The sequence below is a fragment of the Dysgonomonas sp. Shenzhen-Wh21 genome, assembly GCF_043392705.1.
Lineage (GTDB): Bacteria > Bacteroidota > Bacteroidia > Bacteroidales > Dysgonomonadaceae > Dysgonomonas.
Genome location: NZ_JAIXHZ010000019.1, coordinates 20552 through 38489, shown reverse-complemented (window position 1 = coordinate 38489; position 17938 = coordinate 20552). Strand labels below are relative to the sequence as shown.

15 protein-coding genes are annotated in these 17938 nt (G+C 38.0%); 2 read left to right on the top strand and 13 right to left on the bottom strand.

Features of this window, described 5'->3' with window-relative positions:
- Positions 1 to 23: 23 nt before the first annotated feature.
- The 10 genes from LDB17_RS00905 to LDB17_RS00860 all read right to left on the bottom strand — a co-directional run bounded on the left by LDB17_RS00905 (position 24) and on the right by LDB17_RS00860 (position 9975).
- On the bottom strand, positions 24 to 866 hold the full coding sequence (locus LDB17_RS00905) for a tetratricopeptide repeat protein (RefSeq protein WP_252638271.1): 843 nt from the start codon (positions 864 to 866) through the stop codon (positions 24 to 26).
- A gap of 11 nt (positions 867 to 877) precedes the next feature.
- Positions 878 to 2713, bottom strand: coding sequence for a BatD family protein (locus tag LDB17_RS00900; RefSeq protein WP_252638272.1), 1836 nt, complete (start codon positions 2711 to 2713; stop codon positions 878 to 880).
- 52 nt (positions 2714 to 2765) lie between these two features.
- Positions 2766 to 3620: a BatD family protein gene (locus tag LDB17_RS00895; protein WP_252638273.1), complete on the bottom strand. Its 855-nt coding sequence runs from the start codon at positions 3618 to 3620 to the stop codon at positions 2766 to 2768.
- 2 nt (positions 3621 to 3622) lie between these two features.
- A complete protein-coding gene (locus LDB17_RS00890; protein WP_252638274.1) occupies positions 3623 to 4420 on the bottom strand; it encodes a tetratricopeptide repeat protein in 798 nt (265 codons plus the stop codon).
- A 110-nt stretch (positions 4421 to 4530) separates the two neighbouring features.
- The gene (locus LDB17_RS00885; protein WP_252638275.1) at positions 4531 to 5559 is read right to left on the bottom strand and encodes a VWA domain-containing protein; all 1029 of its coding nucleotides are present in this window, start codon (positions 5557 to 5559) and stop codon (positions 4531 to 4533) included.
- Between the two features lie 24 nt (positions 5560 to 5583).
- On the bottom strand, positions 5584 to 6567 hold the full coding sequence (locus LDB17_RS00880; RefSeq protein ID WP_006844555.1) for a VWA domain-containing protein: 984 nt from the start codon (positions 6565 to 6567) through the stop codon (positions 5584 to 5586).
- Between the two features lie 11 nt (positions 6568 to 6578).
- The gene (locus tag LDB17_RS00875) at positions 6579 to 7640 is read right to left on the bottom strand and encodes a hypothetical protein (RefSeq protein WP_006844554.1); all 1062 of its coding nucleotides are present in this window, start codon (positions 7638 to 7640) and stop codon (positions 6579 to 6581) included.
- A 23-nt stretch (positions 7641 to 7663) separates the two neighbouring features.
- Positions 7664 to 8533 carry a DUF58 domain-containing protein gene (locus tag LDB17_RS00870; RefSeq protein WP_252638276.1) on the bottom strand — a complete coding sequence of 290 codons (870 nt, stop codon included), beginning with the start codon at positions 8531 to 8533 and terminating at the stop codon, positions 7664 to 7666.
- A gap of 40 nt (positions 8534 to 8573) precedes the next feature.
- Positions 8574 to 8930, bottom strand: a complete 357-nt coding sequence (locus LDB17_RS00865; protein WP_135103474.1) for a four helix bundle protein — start codon at positions 8928 to 8930, stop codon at positions 8574 to 8576.
- Between the two features lie 52 nt (positions 8931 to 8982).
- On the bottom strand, positions 8983 to 9975 hold the full coding sequence (locus tag LDB17_RS00860) for a MoxR family ATPase (protein ID WP_135103472.1): 993 nt from the start codon (positions 9973 to 9975) through the stop codon (positions 8983 to 8985).
- 556 nt (positions 9976 to 10531) lie between these two features.
- Between LDB17_RS00860 and LDB17_RS00855 the strand changes: the two genes are divergently transcribed.
- Together LDB17_RS00855 and LDB17_RS00850 are read left to right on the top strand one after the other, a co-directional pair.
- Complete coding sequence (locus tag LDB17_RS00855) at positions 10532 to 11794, top strand: phosphoglycerate kinase (protein ID WP_252638277.1); 1263 nt, start codon at positions 10532 to 10534, stop codon at positions 11792 to 11794.
- Positions 11795 to 11885: 91 nt separating this feature from the next.
- Positions 11886 to 12215: a hypothetical protein gene (locus LDB17_RS00850; RefSeq protein WP_291105535.1), complete on the top strand. Its 330-nt coding sequence runs from the start codon at positions 11886 to 11888 to the stop codon at positions 12213 to 12215.
- Positions 12216 to 12285: 70 nt separating this feature from the next.
- On the opposite strand, the gene bglX is transcribed toward LDB17_RS00850, so the two are convergent.
- The 3 genes from bglX to LDB17_RS00835 all read right to left on the bottom strand — a co-directional run bounded on the left by bglX (position 12286) and on the right by LDB17_RS00835 (position 17895).
- The gene (gene bglX / locus LDB17_RS00845) at positions 12286 to 14559 is read right to left on the bottom strand and encodes a beta-glucosidase BglX (RefSeq protein WP_252638279.1); all 2274 of its coding nucleotides are present in this window, start codon (positions 14557 to 14559) and stop codon (positions 12286 to 12288) included.
- Between the two features lie 25 nt (positions 14560 to 14584).
- Positions 14585 to 16936, bottom strand: a complete 2352-nt coding sequence (locus LDB17_RS00840) for a hypothetical protein (RefSeq protein WP_252638280.1) — start codon at positions 16934 to 16936, stop codon at positions 14585 to 14587.
- A gap of 212 nt (positions 16937 to 17148) precedes the next feature.
- Entirely contained in the window at positions 17149 to 17895 is a 747-nt protein-coding gene (locus LDB17_RS00835; protein ID WP_252638281.1) for an NUDIX domain-containing protein, read from the bottom strand.
- Between the last annotated feature and the right edge of the window lie 43 nt (positions 17896 to 17938).

Sequence of the window (17938 nt, the reverse complement as noted above, 5' to 3'; positions counted from 1 at the left end):
ATATATAAATGGAAGAAAAGGAATCAGATTATTTCCAGTTTATCGCGCTGTATCCAGCCCACTGTACCATTATCTATTTCTACTTCAAGCCAGTTACGATCTTCTTTTGTTATCGATACCTTCGTTCCTGCGTGCAATACGGTAAGCTCTTTGCTATTTATATCGGGAGAGCTAACCATAGGAGCCGAAGCAGCCATTACTACCGCTGTGTCCCGGTATTCCAAGCGGCTCTTTTGCCTAAACGAAAACACATTGGCAAATATAACGACTATAATGAATACTATACCGGTATAGAAAGCTATTTTTTTAATCGTAATCAGTTTCGTGAAGAAGAATAACACTAAACAGCCGATCAATAAGAGAAATGAAACAACACCGATATTCGCCCAGCTATTTGAGCTAAACAGATTTTGCACTCCATTGAACCAGATGCTAAGAAAGAACGTATCAGCAACAGGAATCTTATCTTCAATCTTAGTCATAATATAATCTATATTATGCTTCGTATCCCTGTCTCCCGGATCGAGCAAATGTGCTCTTTCGTAATATAGGCGGGCTTTTGCAATTTCATTAACTCGATAATATGAGTTCCCAAGGTTATAATATAATTCTGCAGACTCTAACCCTTGTTTCTTTTGTTCATTCTTTTCGTTTTCGAGCAAATCTATTGCTTTGCGAAAGTCTCCGCTATTGTATAACTCGTTCGCTTTATCAAATACAGTATTATCACCGCCCTTATTGTCTGCAATCGTAGCAGAAGGCTTGACTGTTGCACTATCTACTTTTACACTGGCCGTATCTTGCGCATACGACGATATAACGAATACAAAAAGGAAGAATAAGTATGATAATATGACTCGTTTCATCTCACGCATCATTATTTTATTTTTTTGATTGTATTTTCCATTTTACCGATAGCATCTACCGTGTCGTTATAGAGCTTATCCATCGCATCGTCCGATTCTGACGGAGCATAACGTGCAAACTCTCCGGTATCGAGTATATTTATAAACGTTCCTATAATATCGTCTCCAACTCCATATTTGCGAAGCTCTGTTTCAATATTCTCTCTATTGAGATCAGCCACCGGAATAGTCAGTTTATCGCTGAGATATCCCCACACTGCACGAAGTATCTCTTCGTAGAAATTATCTTTTTTGTGAGTAAGCAAATATTGTTTAGCCAGTTTCAGACGTTTAGTCGCAACTTTATTTGCCTTCTTGGTACGCATCAGGGCTATATCTGCATTTGCCTGTATTTGCTTCCTATATACTATCGAGAATATAATAAATAATGCAAGCGGGATGAGATAGCAAAGAACATAGGAAAGAGAGCCTACAAAGAAGTCGTTCGGATTCTTAAATGAGTAGCTGCCTGTTTTTATATAGCGTATATCCTGATTTATCTCCAGTTCTTTCTGATTAGAATAACTTGTTGATACATTCTTTCCTGCATTCGGATCTTTATCCACTTCCAATTCGTAAGATGGAGAAGATACCGTTTTGTAAGTATTGGTACGTGTATCGAAATATGAAAATTCGATAGGAGGAATAGTAAATTTACCCGGATAACGAGGGATAAACATATATTCTATCGTCTTTGTACCCGACAAACCGTTCTCAGTCAACTTATAATCGTTTTTCACCTGAGGATCGTAAGTCTCTATATCCTTAGGGAATTTTATTTCCGGATTCTTTATAAGCTTCAGGTTACCTGTACCCGAAATATTTAGCTTGATGGTTACAGCATCGTTAGCTTTTACTTTCTGTGAAGAAATAGTAGGCGTAAACGTAAATGCACCCACTGCTCCCGAAAAGTTAGCCGGTTTATCTTGTAACGGAAGAGCCGAAATATCGACAGTAACAGGTGTTGTTTTCAATATCTTCTTAGCTTCTGTCATCACATCCTGAGGTCCGAAGAAGGTCTGTACTTTACGTCCTGAGGAAACCTCAAAAACAATCTCCATCGTTCCCGAAGGAATGGTTATCTTGCCCGAGCGTTGGGGAAACAACAAGGTCTTCTTTACATCTATTGCCATGTAGTTTCGACCTTTATAATGCTCAGCTGTCATTTGTCGGTTTGTGGCCATATCAAAATCCTCTGTCATGAAGCCTTCAAATTCAGGGAATTGTATTTTACCAACATCTCTGATATTAAGTACGGTATAGAATCGGAATGTTACTACAACAGCTTCCTGTTCTTTTACTTTAGTTTTAGAGAATATGGCTCTTACAAAGGCATCATCAGGACTCACATTTCCTTCTTTTGATGTCTGGGTAATAACTTGAGGATTACGTCCCGGCTGTTGAGGCTGTGCGTTCTTATCGGGTGGCAATACTTTTATTTGAGCCGTCCCCGACCTATAATTCTTACCATTAGCCTTAATTGACGCAGCAGGTAGTGTAAATGTCCCCTCAGCATTAGCCATCAGCACATAGGTGAAAGTTGTATTGCTCTCAGAGCTAACTTTCCCATTGATATTAGAAGAGCTATAAACCTGAGACACAGAAGGTCCGAAAAGAATATCAAATCCTCTTATCTCATCAGGAATCTGGATGTTGTTTCCACTCCCTCCTTTCAATATATATTGCAGTTGTATCTGAGCTCCTTTTACGGTAGACGCAGGAGCATTGATGACAAACGAGATGTCATCGGCCAATATTTTTGAAACACTTATGAGTAATAATATCAATAAAAACGAACACCTCTTCATTACTCTCTCAATTTATTTTTCTAAAGATTATCACAAAAGTAATATTTTTACTTTATATAGCTTTCAAGTCTTGAACACGTATAACCACCGAATCTATTTTCAGCACCTTGTCGTTAGTCACCGACTCGTCGTATACATCACCCCAAATATCTCTTACTTTACGTCCCGTAGGAGTCGAATACTGAACAGTCACTGAACCCTCGGGCAATACCATTTCTCCGATTTTGCGAGGTTGCAAGAGTAGTTTTCGCATTTCCACTACTTTATATGTTTTTCCGTTTATCACTTCTTCAGAAAATGACTGTCTCAAACGGGTTATATCACTTGAATAGAAATCATTCAGATACGGAAAGTCTACATCCACGATCTTATATATATCCTTCGTTGTATACAGACGATAAGAGAGGGTTAGCGTATCCGAGAGGTTAACACTGGTCTTGGAGGCTACCACTTTTAGAAAAGCATCTACATCCTTCACCTTAGCTATATTCTCTTCCAGTGATCGTACTTCTATCTTTAAACTTTCCGATTTATACTTCTTACCATCGAGATTCACTTCTGCCTGTGGCAAAGAAAACTTACCCTTTTCGGGTGCACGAAGTATATAGGTTGATGTAGCCGAAAAAGACTGTACCCTCTTCCCTTTTTTAAACACGGTAGAACTTGATGCGGACAAAGAAGGCCCGTAAAGAATTTCAAACCCATTCATATTTTTGATGATTACAGGTTCTTTCACTTCCTTATCACTTTCCACAATATAAGCGACTGTAAACTGCTCTCCGACAGTTACCGTTTCAGGTGCTTTTATCCTCACTTTGTTCTCCTGTCCTACTAAAGAGATATAAAAAGATAAGGCGAAGAACAAAACTAAAAGCCGATGAAATGAGAGAATATTACTTCTTTTCATTATTACCAGTCTTTATTCTGCTTTCTGTTATTTTCATTCTTTTGCTTGCGTTCCTGAGCCTTCGCTTGGTTTACGCGTTCTTGAGTATTTTTTTCGTCTTGCTCTATAGCTTGCAACATCTGCTGCATATTGTCTTGCGACATTTGATTTTGATCCTTCTGATCTTTTTGGTCTTGTTTCTGATCCTTGTTCTGGTTCTGGTCTTGGTTTTGATCTTTATTTTGGTCTTGTTTTTGATCTTTGTTCTGATCTTTATTTTGATCCTTATTCTGATCTTCGTTTTGTCGGTCTTGTATCATTTTCTGTACAACAGCCAGATTATAACGTGTATTGTCATCCTTCGGATTCAAACGCAATGCGTTCTTATACGCTTCCATCGACATTTTCAGGTTATCCGCCTGCTGCTGTTGGGGTTGTTGGGGTTGCTGCCCCTGAGATACGGGAGCTTGTTGGCCTTGTCCTTTTTCATTTGCTTTCTTTTTCAAGAAAGTGTTTCCCATATTACTCCAAGCAGCACTCATCTTGATGGGATTCTGATTCTCCAATGTGAGATAATGTTGATACTCTTTCAAAGCATCATCCCATTTTTGTTGTTTGTAATATGCATTTGCAAGATTGAATGAAGCTTCTTTAGATGCGGCATCATCTTTCAATGCTTTGTGATATTCGGCTTCGGCAGCACCGTATCGTTGGTCTTTATATGCCTTATTACCTGAACGAACGGCCTTGCGTGCTTCTTTCTGAGCCGATAAACTAACTGCGATCAGGGTAAAAAGTGTTATAAATATAATTTTTTTCATTTCGTCGATATTCAATTATGATGTCATTTCAAAACAAAGTAATAAATCTTATATCTCTCCGACTAAGCTCTTCGTTAAATTAGCATGACAAAAAACGTGCATTACTTATCTTACTTAAACAACCTTATATTTCTGAATATTCTATTCTTCTTTTCGAAGATACAAATCTCTACAAAGAGTAAAACCAATAGAGCCCATGCAAAAATCTGGTATTTTTCGTCATATTCAGAATATGCGATACCATCTATTTCCTTCTTCTGTAGTTTATCCAGTTCTGCCTGCAAGCTTTTCAGCGCACTGTTAGAATTATCAGCATGCGCATACAATCCTTCTCCGGCTTTGGCTATCTGACGGCACATTTCTTCATTAAGCTTGGTAACTACGGGTTGCCCTTGTGTGTCTCTTTTTATGTCTCGTGAATTTTCAGCTTCGGGAATCATTGCACCCTCTGCCGTTCCTATTCCTACTACATTCACATGCACGCCTTTACTCGCAGCACGGGCAGCAGCCTCTTCTGCATTACCCTCATGCCCCTCTCCATCTGTGATAAGCACAATAGCTTTATCTATATCCGCATCGTTAGAAAAGCAACTCATGCTCATATCTATAGCGCTACCAATGGCAGTACCCTGCACAGGCACAAGACTCGGATTGATAGTTTCGAGGAACAACTTCGCCGATTGGTTATCAGGTGTCAGAGGTAACTGTATAAATGCCTCTCCTGCAAAAACAACAATTGCTACCTTATCATTCTTACGTTCATCGATGATACGAGTCAATATTTGCTTTGCCTTTACCAATCGGCTCGGGCTGATATCTTCCGCCATCATCGAATTAGAAACGTCTATAGCAATTACCAGCTCTATCCCTTTTTTATCGACTTTCTCAACCTTTGTTCCAAATTGCGGACGAGCCAAAACGATGATACCAAATCCTACAGCAACCATCGTTATCCAAAATTTAAGATAAGAACGTTTTAACGATAGTTCCGGCATCATTTTCTTCACCAAAGACAATGTCCCCAGCTTTTCCACACTTTTACGTTTAGCTATATTCAATAAGATAAAGCCAACGACAAATAACGGTATGGCAAGGAACAAATATAGGAATTCGGGATTTGCAAACTTAAATACACTCATAATTAATGCTTACACTTATTTTATTTATGGAATATTTCTCAACCATGTACGTCGCAGAATAAGTTCTCCTCCAATCAGCGCTAAAGCTATAATTGCAAAAGGCAAATAAAGCTCTTTACGCTTTGTCACAGTATTTACACTTATATGAGACTTTTCCATTTGATCTATTTCGTCATATATGCCACTCAAACTGGTATTGTCTGTAGCACGGAAGTACGAACCTCCCGTTTTAGAGGCTATCTCGGTCAATGTGCGTTCGTCAAAGTCGCCCGATACATTCATCGATTGCATTCCGTACGGAGTCATGACACGTGCCACTGACGTTCCTCTCGAACCTATACCAATCGTGTAAACACGTATTCCGTATGATGCGGCCAGCTCGGCAGCGGTTAACGGTGCAATCTGCCCCGCATTGTTAGAACCGTCTGTCAGCAGGATAACAACACGAGATTTTGACTGACTGTCTTTCAACCTGTTTACGGAATTGGCTAGTCCCAACCCTATGGCTGTACCATCTTCTATCATTCCGAATTTAACTTCGCTCAATAAGTTGAGAAGTACCCGGTGGTCTGTAGTCAAGGGACATTGAGTAAAACTCTCGCCCGCAAATATGACCAAACCGATACGGTCGCTTTGCCTGTCGTTGATAAATTCGGATGCAACTTTTTTTGCAGCCTCCAAACGAGTTGGAGAGAAGTCATTCGCCATCATGGTTCCTGATATATCCAGTGCCATAATAATGTCTATCCCTTCCGACTTGGATATATCTGAAGAATTGACACTCTGAGGTCTTGCCAACACTATTATAACAAGGGCAATAGCAATTACCCTCAACAAAAAGGGAAAGTGACGCATATATACCCTCAGTGTCGACGGTGCTTTTTCGAATGCATAGCCAGAAGACAACTTGAATGTAGCCTGCATTTTCCTTAGCTTAAAGATATACCACCCAATAAGAGGTATAAGCAATAAGAGTAAGTATAAATATTTCGGATTGGCATATTCCATTTCTGTATCTTTTAGCTTTGTTTATTATTCATATTTTGATTTCCTGTTGCACTTGTTGCTCCCTGCGCTTCTTTTCCTTCCTTCTGCTCTTCGAGAGTAGGTCTTTCTTCTATCTTGGTCTGATTTACAAACAAGAATGCATTAACCAAACTAAGGTCGTTTTCATCGGCAAAAGGCGTATATTTTGCAAACTTCACCAGATCGGATAGTTTCAGGATTTGAGCAAGTCCGTCTGTGGCAGATTTTGTATCTGTAACTAGATGAACAGCTGCAATAATATCGTCCGATATCATTTCGGGAGCAGCAATATCAAAGCGGCGACCAATATACTTACGGAGGATATCCGTCAACTCGGTATAATACTCTTTTTCCATCCCTCGCTGCCACATTTTCGAGTCCTTGAGTTTATCAAGACCCTGCAATGCTTCGACGTGAGGAGGTAATACAATTTTAGGAGTAAAGTAATATCCTTTTTTCTTTTTCCTGTAATAGAGATAAATTAAGGCAGCGATCAATAATATAATAAGAGATGCCAAGAAAAGTATATACAAGTATTCCAAATAATCGAGCCATACAAATGGAGGAGATTGGACATCCTTAATATCGTTTATCTGAAGCTTGGCAAAATCGATAGAGTCAGTCTCATGATTTTTCAATCGTTCGAGATATGCCAACGTAGAGTCGGACAGTTGCGGAGCAGATACTTTGAGCCCAAAATCATTTGTCTTCAGGGTATCTATGCCATCTATCACCATCATATAAGGTATATGATACAGCGTAGAGTCGAATGAGGTAACAATGTATTTCTGATTGATAGTCATCACCTCAGTCATTGTTGTATCCGGCTTCAACATCGCGAGAACCTCTACCCCCCTGATTAATGTGTCCTTGTAGGCAGGGAAAATAATATTCTTCCCTTTGGGGGCAATAACTTCTACATTTATAACTGCCTGCTCACCAATCAAGATATCCGACGGCTGTATAGTTGCCCTTACGGTCGACTTTTGTGCATGAAGCGCAAAACTCAAACAGAAGAATAAGCTAAGCAGTATTATATTTTTCAATTTCAACATATATCAATGTATCGATTTTATTTTCAACTTCTCTTTTTAAATAAAGCCAACAATGCTTTCACATAATCTTCATCGGTACGCACCGATACACTGTCCACCTTGCTGCGATTGAATGAGGTCTGCATACTATCCTGTTGTTTCTGCCACCAATCTTTATACGTCTGCCTTACCTTACGAGACGATGTGTCGATCCAATGTTCGCTTCCGGTCTCTGCATCCAGTATCTTCATAAGACCAACGCTAGGCAACTGAGTTTCGAGAGAATCGTATACCTGCAACGCAACAATATCGTGTTTACGGTTTGCTATCGTAAGCGCATTGTAGTAATCTTTGACATCAATAAAGTCGGATATCATAAAGGTTGTACACCTCTTTTTTATAGCATTCGTCAAAAACTTCAGAGCCATTCCCATATCAGTTTTGGGACTTTCTGCCTGAAAGTTGATCAATTCGCGGATAATGTACAGAATATGTTTCTTCCCTTTCTTTGGAGGGATGAATTTTTCGATCTTATCAGAAAAGAAGATTACTCCGATCTTATCGTTATTTTGTATAGCAGAAAAAGCCAGAGTAGCAGCAATTTCGGTTACGACATCTCTCTTTACAGAAAGGTGTGTACCAAAATCCTGACTGGCGGAAACATCGACAAGCAACATAACGGTAAGCTCTCGTTCTTCTTCGAAGACCTTTACATAAGGCTTGTTGTATCGTGCTGTTACATTCCAGTCTATATCGCGGATATCGTCCCCATACTGATATTCTCGCACTTCTGAAAAAGCCATACCACGCCCCTTAAAAGCAGAGTGATACTGACCGGCAAAAATATTGCGGGATAATCCACGGGTTTTAATCTCTATCTGACGTACTTTCTTTAATAATTCGCTTGTTTCCATCTTGTTCAGTTAACAGTTATCAGTTAACAGTCAACAATTATTAAATTTTATTTATTCGAGTTATCTTTAATATAGAGTATAACATTTTAGCTATTTCATCAGCATCTTCATGCACGTCATTAAAAGTATCAGGAGAAATATATCCGGTATCTTTAAGTAAAGAAAGCCAATATTTAGTCTCCAATATTTCCTTATATGCTATACTGATTTTAGCTGAAAAATCCGAATCCGAAATAGCGCCGTTGGCTTCTGCTATATTAGCTCCGACAGAAGTTCCTGCTCTCAACAGTTGTTTTGATAGAACAAACTCTTGTTTATCTTTTAAGAACTTATAAGCATTTACAATTCTTATTGCAAAAGAATAAGCTTTTTCGTATACAAGACTGTTTGTTATCATTTCAGTTTATTACATTGCTAACTGCACTCTGTTAACTGTTGACTGTGATCAATTACGGAACTTCAATCTTATTTAAGATTTCACTTATTATTTCATCTGATGTAGTATTATTTGCCTCAGCTTCGTATGTCAAGCCGATACGGTGACGCAATACATCATGACATACAGCACGTATATCTTCAGGTATCACGTATCCTCTGCGTTTGATAAAAGCATAAGCTCTTGAAGCAAGGGCAAGGCTGATAGATGCACGTGGCGAAGCTCCGAACCCGATCATACCTTTCAAAGACGCCAGCCCGTTATCTTCAGGGAAACGAGTAGCAAATACTATATCTACAATATATTTCTCAATTTTTTCGTCCAAATAAACATCACGAACCACTTCACGGGCACTTATGATTTCTTCGGCTTTCATTACCGGCTGAAGGCTACCATAATCTCCGGCAAGGTTATTTCTGAGGATCAATTTTTCTTCTTCTTTCTTCGGATAGTTAATCACCACCTTCAGCATGAAACGGTCAACCTGAGCTTCAGGAAGCGGATAAGTACCTTCTTGCTCAATCGGGTTCTGTGTAGCCATTACAAGAAAAGGAGACGGCAGCTTGTAGGTTTTCTCTCCGATAGTAACCTGACGCTCTTGCATAGCCTCAAGCAAAGCACTTTGCACTTTTGCCGGAGCACGGTTAATTTCATCGGCTAATACAAAGTTAGAGAATACAGGCCCATGTTTCACTAAGAATTCTTCAGTTTTCTGGCTATAGATCATTGTTCCCACCACATCGGCCGGAAGCAAATCGGGAGTAAACTGAATACGACTATATTTAGCATCAATAAGTGACGCCAAAGACTTTATTGCCAACGTTTTTGCGAGACCGGGAACACCTTCCAGCAATATATGTCCATCAGCGAGCAGACCGATAAGCAACGACTCTACCAGATGCTTTTGGCCCACAATAACCCGATCCATTCCCATTGTGAGTGATTCGACGAATGAACTTTTGCTTTGAATTCTTTCGGTAAGCTCCCGAATATCAACATGTGCCATATTTTTCTTCTATTTTGAGTTTATATTGATCTTCATTTTTAGTAAGCACGACAAAAATAGAAATGTTAAATCTTAAAAGCGATAATTCGGAGTTAAAAAAAATTAAGCAGAATGAAGTATTTAAAGGCCTAGAAATAAATATCAAAAAGCAGATATAACATAAATCAACTTTTTATATTTCCATTCCTTAATTGTGATCTAACAATCATAACACTACAAAAACATTATCTTCGGATACGCATTGTACAAAAAGAACTATAGCCAAGCTAAAGATTTACCCTTTGATCTTAAAAATATAATATAGAAAATAGAGAAGTACATTCTCATTTTAATCACCTATAAAATGAGTGAGCTAAAGTTTTATCTTTTTTGCAAATTCGGATTAACAAATCTTCGGGTTAAATTAATATTCTGTCAAATTTTACTATAATTTCATTTTTTCATAAAATATCTCTCACAGAATTTAGTATATTTGTATCACTTTTTAAAATGGGCGGCAGCCCCTAACAAAGCATTGATAATCAATAATATTATTTATATTTAACTAAAACAAATCATGATTACAATTGACAAATTCAACTTTGCAGGCAAAAAAGTCTTTGTACGAGTTGATTTCAATGTGCCTCTAGATGCACAATTCAACATCACAGATGACACTCGTATTCGTGCGGCTATGCCTACCCTAAAAAAGATCGTAGCTGATGGTGGTAGCCCAATTATAGCATCTCACCTTGGTCGTCCAAAAGGAGTAGAAGAAAAATATTCATTGAAACATATTCTTGCTCACGTATCTAAACTTCTTGGTGTAGATGTACAGTTTGCAAACGATTGTGTAGGTGAAGATGCCGGAGTAAAAGCTGCTGCCCTTCAACCTGGAGAAGCATTATTGCTCGAAAATCTTCGTTTCTATGCCGAAGAAGAAGGCAAACCTCGTGGTTTGGCAGAAGATGCAAGCGATGAAGAAAAAGCTGCTGCAAAAAAAGCTATAAAAGAAAGCCAAAAAGAGTTCACTAAAACACTAGCTTCTTATGCGGATGTTTATGTAAACGATGCTTTTGGTACAGCTCACCGTGCACATGCTTCTACTGCTCTTATTGCAGATTACTTCGATGCTGAACACAAAATGTTTGGCTACCTAATGCAGAAAGAAATTGACGCTGTAGAAAAAGTATTGAAAGATACAGCACGTCCGTTTACTGCTATTATTGGTGGTGCTAAGGTTTCTTCAAAAATCGACATCATTGAAAACCTATTGGATAAAGTAAACAATCTTGTTATTGGTGGTGGTATGGCATTTACTTTCATCAAAGCAGCAGGTGGTAAGATCGGAAATTCTCTTGTAGAAAATGACAAGCTAGACCTAGCTAACGAAATTGTAGCCAAAGCTAAAGCGAATGGCGTACAATTAGTAATAGCAAGTGATGCTAAAATAGCCGATGCTTTCAGCAACGACGCTAATACTGAAATATCAGAAGCTAACGCTATCCCTGACGGATGGATGGGATTAGATATAGGTCCTAAAGGCGAAAAAGAAATTGCAGATGTACTTATGGCTTCAAAAACTATTCTTTGGAATGGTCCTGTAGGTGTATTTGAGTTCGACAACTTCGCTCAAGGAACAAAAGTAACTGCTGAAGCTGTTGCTGCTGCTACCAAAGCCGGAGCTTTCTCGCTTGTAGGTGGTGGTGACTCTGTTGCTGCTGTAAATAAGTTCAACCTTGCAGATGAGGTATCTTATGTTTCTACAGGTGGTGGTGCTCTACTTGAATTCATCGAAGGCAAAGTTCTTCCGGGAATCAAAGCAATCAGAGGATACTAAGATTTTGAGTAATCAAATAAAATATGTAAAGTCCGTATAATATTATACGGACTTTTTTTATCTTTATTCTAAAATAACTAAAACAAATGCTATGGCTAAAAAACTATTACTTTTAATTACTTTCAGCATGCTCCTGTTTTCATGTAGCACATACAATAGCATGAAAAATGCAGATAAAAACATCAGGAATATTAGCATAGGAATGTCTCAAGAACAAATTGCCTCTATTATGGGAGATCAATATGAAGTAGTGGAAGCTAAGGACAATGTCATAGTCTGGGGCTATAAAGCGTTTGATGAAGGAATATATAAACTCAGGTTTGTGGACGGCAAACTGTTGGGGTGGAATAAAGTATGGTTAAACAAGTATGAGTTTGAGAACAGAGCATCTCCATCCTCGTCTTCTGATACCTCAAAATAATAATAAAACACCTTCGGACTATTCATCCGAAGGTGTTTTCTTTTATAATTATAATATTTAAGAGAATCGATTATTTCACCAACTCAAATTTACTTGATTTTACATCTTGGCTATTCTTTCCAATCATGACTTCAAACATACCCGGCTCACAAACATAATCTATATTATTATTGTAAAATTTCAACTGATCGGCAGTTATTGTAAACTTAACTGTTTTTGTTTCGCCTGCTTTCAAGAAGATTTTCTCAAAACCTTTCAGTTCTTTCACCGGTCTTGAAATACTGGCAACCTCATCTCTGATATATAACTGTACGATTTCATTTCCATCTTTATTTCCTGTATTCGATACAGTTACACTAGCCTCTACACTTCCGTTCTCATTCATCTTATTTGAGTTGAGCTTAACATCTCCATATTCGAAAGTAGTATAGCTAAGTCCGTACCCGAATGGATAAAGCGGCTCATTAACCTCATCAATATAATTTGCTTTAAACTTATGAGGCCCGTCTTTTACATACGGTCTACCTGTATTCATGTGATTGTAATAGATAGGGATTTGCCCAACCGAACGGGGGAAAGTCATTGTTATTTTGCCCGATGGATTGTAATCGCCAAATAAGATATCTGCTACAGCGTTACCCGCCTCACTACCCGGAGCCCAAGCCTCTACGATGGCAGGACAATTCTCATCTTCCCAAGTTAATGTAAGAGGGCGTCCATTAAACAGTACCAATACTACTGGCTTACCTGTTTTCACAAGCTCTTTAAGCAATGTTTTTTGGTTTTCGAATAGATCAATATTTGTTCTTGATGCCGATTCTCCACTTTGGCTATTTCCTTCACCTAAAGCAACGACTACAACGTCTGACTGTTTTGCAACTTCAACAGCTTCTTTTAGTAGCTCTTCCGGAGATTTTGGATCTTTGGATACAAAAGGGAAACCATAGAAATTTGACTTATCAAAGATAAATTCATCATCAACGATATTAGCACCTTTTGCGTATACTACAGTCGCATTATTACCCACTGCACTTTCGATACCTTCCTTTAGTGTCACCGAATATTTTTTGTCTGCAGTAAGTGCCCATGTACCCATCATATCGTATTTAGAATCCATAAGAGGACCTACTAAAGCAATTTTCCCTTTTTTCTGTAAAGGCAAAGTTTGGTTTGCATTCTTCAGTAAAACGGCAGATTCTCTGGCAGCCTCACGAGCCAAAGCTCTCGATTCCGGTGTTATCAATGGCTCTCCTACACGTTTCAAATAGCGGAAAGGATCTTCAAACAAACCAAGTTTATATTTAGCTTCAAGCACTCTTCTACAAGCTGCGTCTATATCTGCTTCTTTTACAACACCTTTTTTTACTAATCCCGCTAACTTCGTTAAGAAAGCTTCTCCGGCCATATCCATATCTACTCCCGCATTTAGAGCTAAGCCGGTTACTGCTTCCAGATCTCCCATACCATGGTCTATCATTTCGTTGAGAGATGTAAAGTCAGTAACAATAAAGCCATCAAAACCCCACTGCTTTCTCAATACATCTGTAAGCAACCATTTGTTTCCTGTAGCAGGAATTCCTTCTACCAAGTTGAATGATGTCATTAAGCTTCCTGTTCCGGCTTCTACGGCTGCTTTATATGGCTCCATGTAGTAATTAAACATCTGAACCCTACTCATATCCACAGTATTATAGTCCTTCCCGGCTTCCGATGCTCCGTAAAGGGCAAAGTGCTTTACACATGCCATGGCTGTATTATCAGCACTAAGATCGTCTCCCTGAATACCTCTGATCATTGCTTTTGCAATAAGTCCGCCAAGATACGGATCTTCGCCTGCTCCTTCAGCCACACGTCCCCAACGCGGATCGCGAGAGATATCTACCATCGGTGAGTACACCCAGTTTATACCAGTACTGGTGGCTTCTACAATCGCTCTGCGTGCTGTTTTCTCTATTAGCGCAGGATCCCATGTACATGAAAGAGCTAACGGAATAGGGAAAATAGTTTTGTAGCCATGAATAACATCCAATCCAAAAATAAGCGGAATTTTCATGCGTGTTTGTGTAGTTACTATTTCCTGAGCCTTTTTCTGTTCTTCAGGACTTATAACATTCAGGAAAGCTCCGAGTTGGCTTTTTGTAAGTTTTTCATTTATATTCTCAGTAAAAGTAGTCCCCGTCATCAGAGCAGGTGATGCAGCAAGATTTAACTGCCCCACTTTCTCTTCAAACGTCATTTGCTGCATCAGATTATCTATAAACTGATTCATCTTTGCATCGCCTTTGGTTTGACTATACATACATAAGGATAGTCCCCAAAGAGCTAATAATAAAACTTTTCTCATAATCTGTATTTATTAAAATATTATATTAAAATCTGTATTTAATACCAAATTCTGCTGTAAACGGACGAATATAGGTTGCGCCCTGTATAGTTCCGGCGACTGCATTCGCCTGCTCTTGATTGTAAAGATCTGTTCCTCCGATTGTTCCTCCGATACCTTCTTGGTTAAGTAGGTTTACAAAATTGGCATAAAAATCGAAGTGTCCTTTGTAGTTTATATTCAAACCTCCAAATGTTTCCCAATGTCCTTTATAATATAAGTTATTTGGCAAGTTAGCATATTGCTTACTATAATAACGACCACTTAACCAAACTCTTGCATTTGTATTTTTATCTATACCGAATGAATAACTAGGATCGATCTCGAGTAAGAACTTAGAAACTACAAGTACATTTTTATCATCAAATTTTACAGGCTCCGGAAGCGTCGCTCCACTTGGGAACTTAGGATTGACCGAATAGTTTTTGTAAACAGGGTCTTGTAATGTCACTAAAAAGTGGAGATTAAAGTTTTTCAAAGAATTATCGAAATACTTAAACGGCGTAAACATAAAGTCTGTTGTCCATCCTAGCGTTTGAATGTGGTAGTAAATAACCGTATTAGCACTTTCATTTCCTAATTTCAAGTCCATACGTCCAACATAATTATTTTTACTGATAAAAGTACCTTTCGACACCAATTCTACGAGCGGGTGATTAAAATATAAACCTAAACCACCACTCAGTACTGTATTTTGTTTGGCATCTACTTCGTATTGGCCTGCATAGCTTTCCAAGTGGGGTGATTGCCTGTTATATCCGGCCTCAGCCAGTAATCCAAAGCTATTTGTCAGCTTATAAAGAGCATCTGCATTAAAAACAAGATTCAGATAATCATCATTTATTGCTTTATATTTAGATTTGTCTTTCGATAATGTACCATCTGCATTACGTGCTGTTACAGACAGAAGTTCTCCATTTTTACTATATCTAGGTGCATAAGTACCTTTAACTTTTTGCCATTCTACCCTTGCACCATATCCTATATTAAAGTTTGGACTCACACTCCACTTATCAGAAAAATACAAAGCTAATTTTCTTTCATACCCACTATCATATTCTGTTCCTATATTATACATTTCATTTCCCAAAATACTTTTGATTTGCCCATATTGGTCAAATTGAAATATTTGACTAGAGTTATCAACAACTTTTGATGGATTCTCTCTTACATCAGTGTAGTATGTTGAAGTTTTTGTATAAAAAACGCCGGGATTATACATAGCACCCATCAAGCCTATGTTAAAATCATGCGTGCTAGTCTTTTTATTTAGATTCAAGACACCTGATAAAGTTTTTATAGTCATTTCAGGGGTAGAAAACAACCAGTGTTGAATACCGGCATTACCTTCTACAGGTTTACCATCCATATAATTATAACCTTCAATATTATGTGAGCCTAACAATACCTGAATCAAATTGGAACCTTTAGTTTGCGCCAATTTGAGTGTGTAGTTCAATTTCCAGTTATTCTCAAATTTATTTTCACCGATTAAATATAATTCATGCGTTTTCCATCGATTTTGGTCAAACATATCTTCTTCAATCATATTACCTGAATATATGTCTTTCATCCAGACCTTTCCTGATTTTTCAAAGAATGAAGATCGTCCGATTTTTATACCCGAAATTTCCTTTATACTACCATCACCATTATAATAAAAAGGACTATAACTTATAGATATACCTCTTGTATTCATATATTTATACATAACGCTGATCTTATCTTTACCTCCGTTATACTTCTGGGTCAATGCACCTTTAAACATCTGGGTTTGATCGCTATAGTATTTTTTGAAAGGGACATCTAATGTTCCCGGATCATAATTAAGATAAAATCCTGCTGCAAAAGAAAGTCCATTTTTATTGATCGGAGCACTTATAGCACCAGTAGCTTTCATCAAGCCGTAATGGTTTCCGGTAATATCAAAATTACCAAAAACTCTGTCTGTTCCGAGATTATCATACGTAGCGATAGAAATGCCGACATCTCCCGTACGCAATGCTGTCTGATTTAAGTTAAGAGTTTCGAAACCTATAGTTGAAGCATCCAATCGCCATGCTCTAGTAGGAAGAACCGGCCAGTAAAAATAAGATACAGGCAGTCCATTTTCCATAACCGATGTCCCGGCAACACCCGCAGGTAATCCGATATTTACCGTACGAGGCCCGGTACTGCTACTGGCATTCAACATCATGTTTTTTTCATCCTTCTTAGTATCAGCTGTAACCGTATCCTTCTTCAGCGCATCAACCTTTTGCGCATACATAGTTGTACTACCCAACAAGGATAGTAAGACAGCGGTATATATTCCTTTTTTAATATTTATATTTCTCATATTTATGTTAAAACATTAGGGATTAATTTTGTTAAGTTCAGATTATTACATGTGGTGTATTCAATACGCGATACAAAAGTATAGTATTATCCGATAGCGTACAATATACGTCACTACAAAATAACATGTTTTAAAACATAAAACAAGAAAAAAATATCCAAGCATGAATGAAACACACTTGGATACATATAAATAATAACAAAATGATTATATCATAAATCCAGCAACTCTTCGATCCTCGTCAGATTGAAGCAGTATAAGTTTGGCTGAGGATAGGGATCGGTTTCTCTCTTTTTATCGAGACTAACAATTAGTTCAGATGTCAGCATTCGTTTTCTAAAATTACGCTTATCAAGCTCCTCTCCCAATATACCTTCATATATCTTGCGCAACTCTACTATCGTAAACTCTTCGGGAAGCAATTCATATCCGATAGGAATAATATCTATAAGCAGTCGTATATGCTTTATTGCCCGATTTATAATTTCATTATGGTCATGACTGAGCTTGGGTATCTTATCTATATCAAACCACATACTCAAGTCTGCATCATCTTCGCTCAATGATACCTGATCATAGCGCACGAAAGCAAAATAGCCCATAGTTGCATATCGGCTCATCAAGTTGGGAATATCGTCAGGACTAACACCATAACTTTCTAGCAACTCTCTATTATTATCTATATTACAACGATCTTTCTTTCCAAACAAATAAAACTGCCTTAACTTTACATTAGTCAATCCAGTACGCTGAAGCAAAACCCTTTGCACAGCTTCATCAACATCTTCATTTTTATGGACTAAACCTCCCGGCAACATCCACAATTTATTCAATTTGTATTTATTGAGCAATATCTTCATCTTTTGCTCATGAAACGATATAATAACACAGTCTACAGATAGTCCTGGGTGTATATTCTCTGTCCCTGCTTTGAACGTTTCCAAGTACGACGACCCCATAAGTAACTCTTCTTTAGATTATTAAATTAATATTATTTTTTTT

Bases quoted from the DNA above. Each gene is read 5' to 3' on its own strand.
- LDB17_RS00855 (WP_252638277.1), top strand. From the start codon at position 10,532: ATGATTACAATTGACAAATTCAACTTTGCAGGCAAAAAAGTCTTTGTA.
- LDB17_RS00835 (WP_252638281.1), bottom strand. From the start codon at position 17,895: ATGGGGTCGTCGTACTTGGAAACGTTCAAAGCAGGGACAGAGAATATA.
- LDB17_RS00850 (WP_291105535.1), top strand. From the start codon at position 11,886: ATGGCTAAAAAACTATTACTTTTAATTACTTTCAGCATGCTCCTGTTT.
- LDB17_RS00905 (WP_252638271.1), bottom strand. From the start codon at position 866: ATGAAACGAGTCATATTATCATACTTATTCTTCCTTTTTGTATTCGTT.
- LDB17_RS00870 (WP_252638276.1), bottom strand. From the start codon at position 8,533: ATGGAAACAAGCGAATTATTAAAGAAAGTACGTCAGATAGAGATTAAA.
- LDB17_RS00885 (WP_252638275.1), bottom strand. From the start codon at position 5,559: ATGAGTGTATTTAAGTTTGCAAATCCCGAATTCCTATATTTGTTCCTT.
- LDB17_RS00860 (WP_135103472.1), bottom strand. From the start codon at position 9,975: ATGGCACATGTTGATATTCGGGAGCTTACCGAAAGAATTCAAAGCAAA.
- LDB17_RS00865 (WP_135103474.1), bottom strand. From the start codon at position 8,930: ATGATAACAAACAGTCTTGTATACGAAAAAGCTTATTCTTTTGCAATA.
- bglX (WP_252638279.1), bottom strand. From the start codon at position 14,559: ATGAGAAAAGTTTTATTATTAGCTCTTTGGGGACTATCCTTATGTATG.
- LDB17_RS00890 (WP_252638274.1), bottom strand. From the start codon at position 4,420: ATGAAAAAAATTATATTTATAACACTTTTTACCCTGATCGCAGTTAGT.
- LDB17_RS00840 (WP_252638280.1), bottom strand. From the start codon at position 16,936: ATGAGAAATATAAATATTAAAAAAGGAATATATACCGCTGTCTTACTA.
- LDB17_RS00900 (WP_252638272.1), bottom strand. From the start codon at position 2,713: ATGAAGAGGTGTTCGTTTTTATTGATATTATTACTCATAAGTGTTTCA.
- LDB17_RS00895 (WP_252638273.1), bottom strand. From the start codon at position 3,620: ATGAAAAGAAGTAATATTCTCTCATTTCATCGGCTTTTAGTTTTGTTC.
- LDB17_RS00875 (WP_006844554.1), bottom strand. From the start codon at position 7,640: ATGTTGAAATTGAAAAATATAATACTGCTTAGCTTATTCTTCTGTTTG.
- LDB17_RS00880 (WP_006844555.1), bottom strand. From the start codon at position 6,567: ATGGAATATGCCAATCCGAAATATTTATACTTACTCTTATTGCTTATA.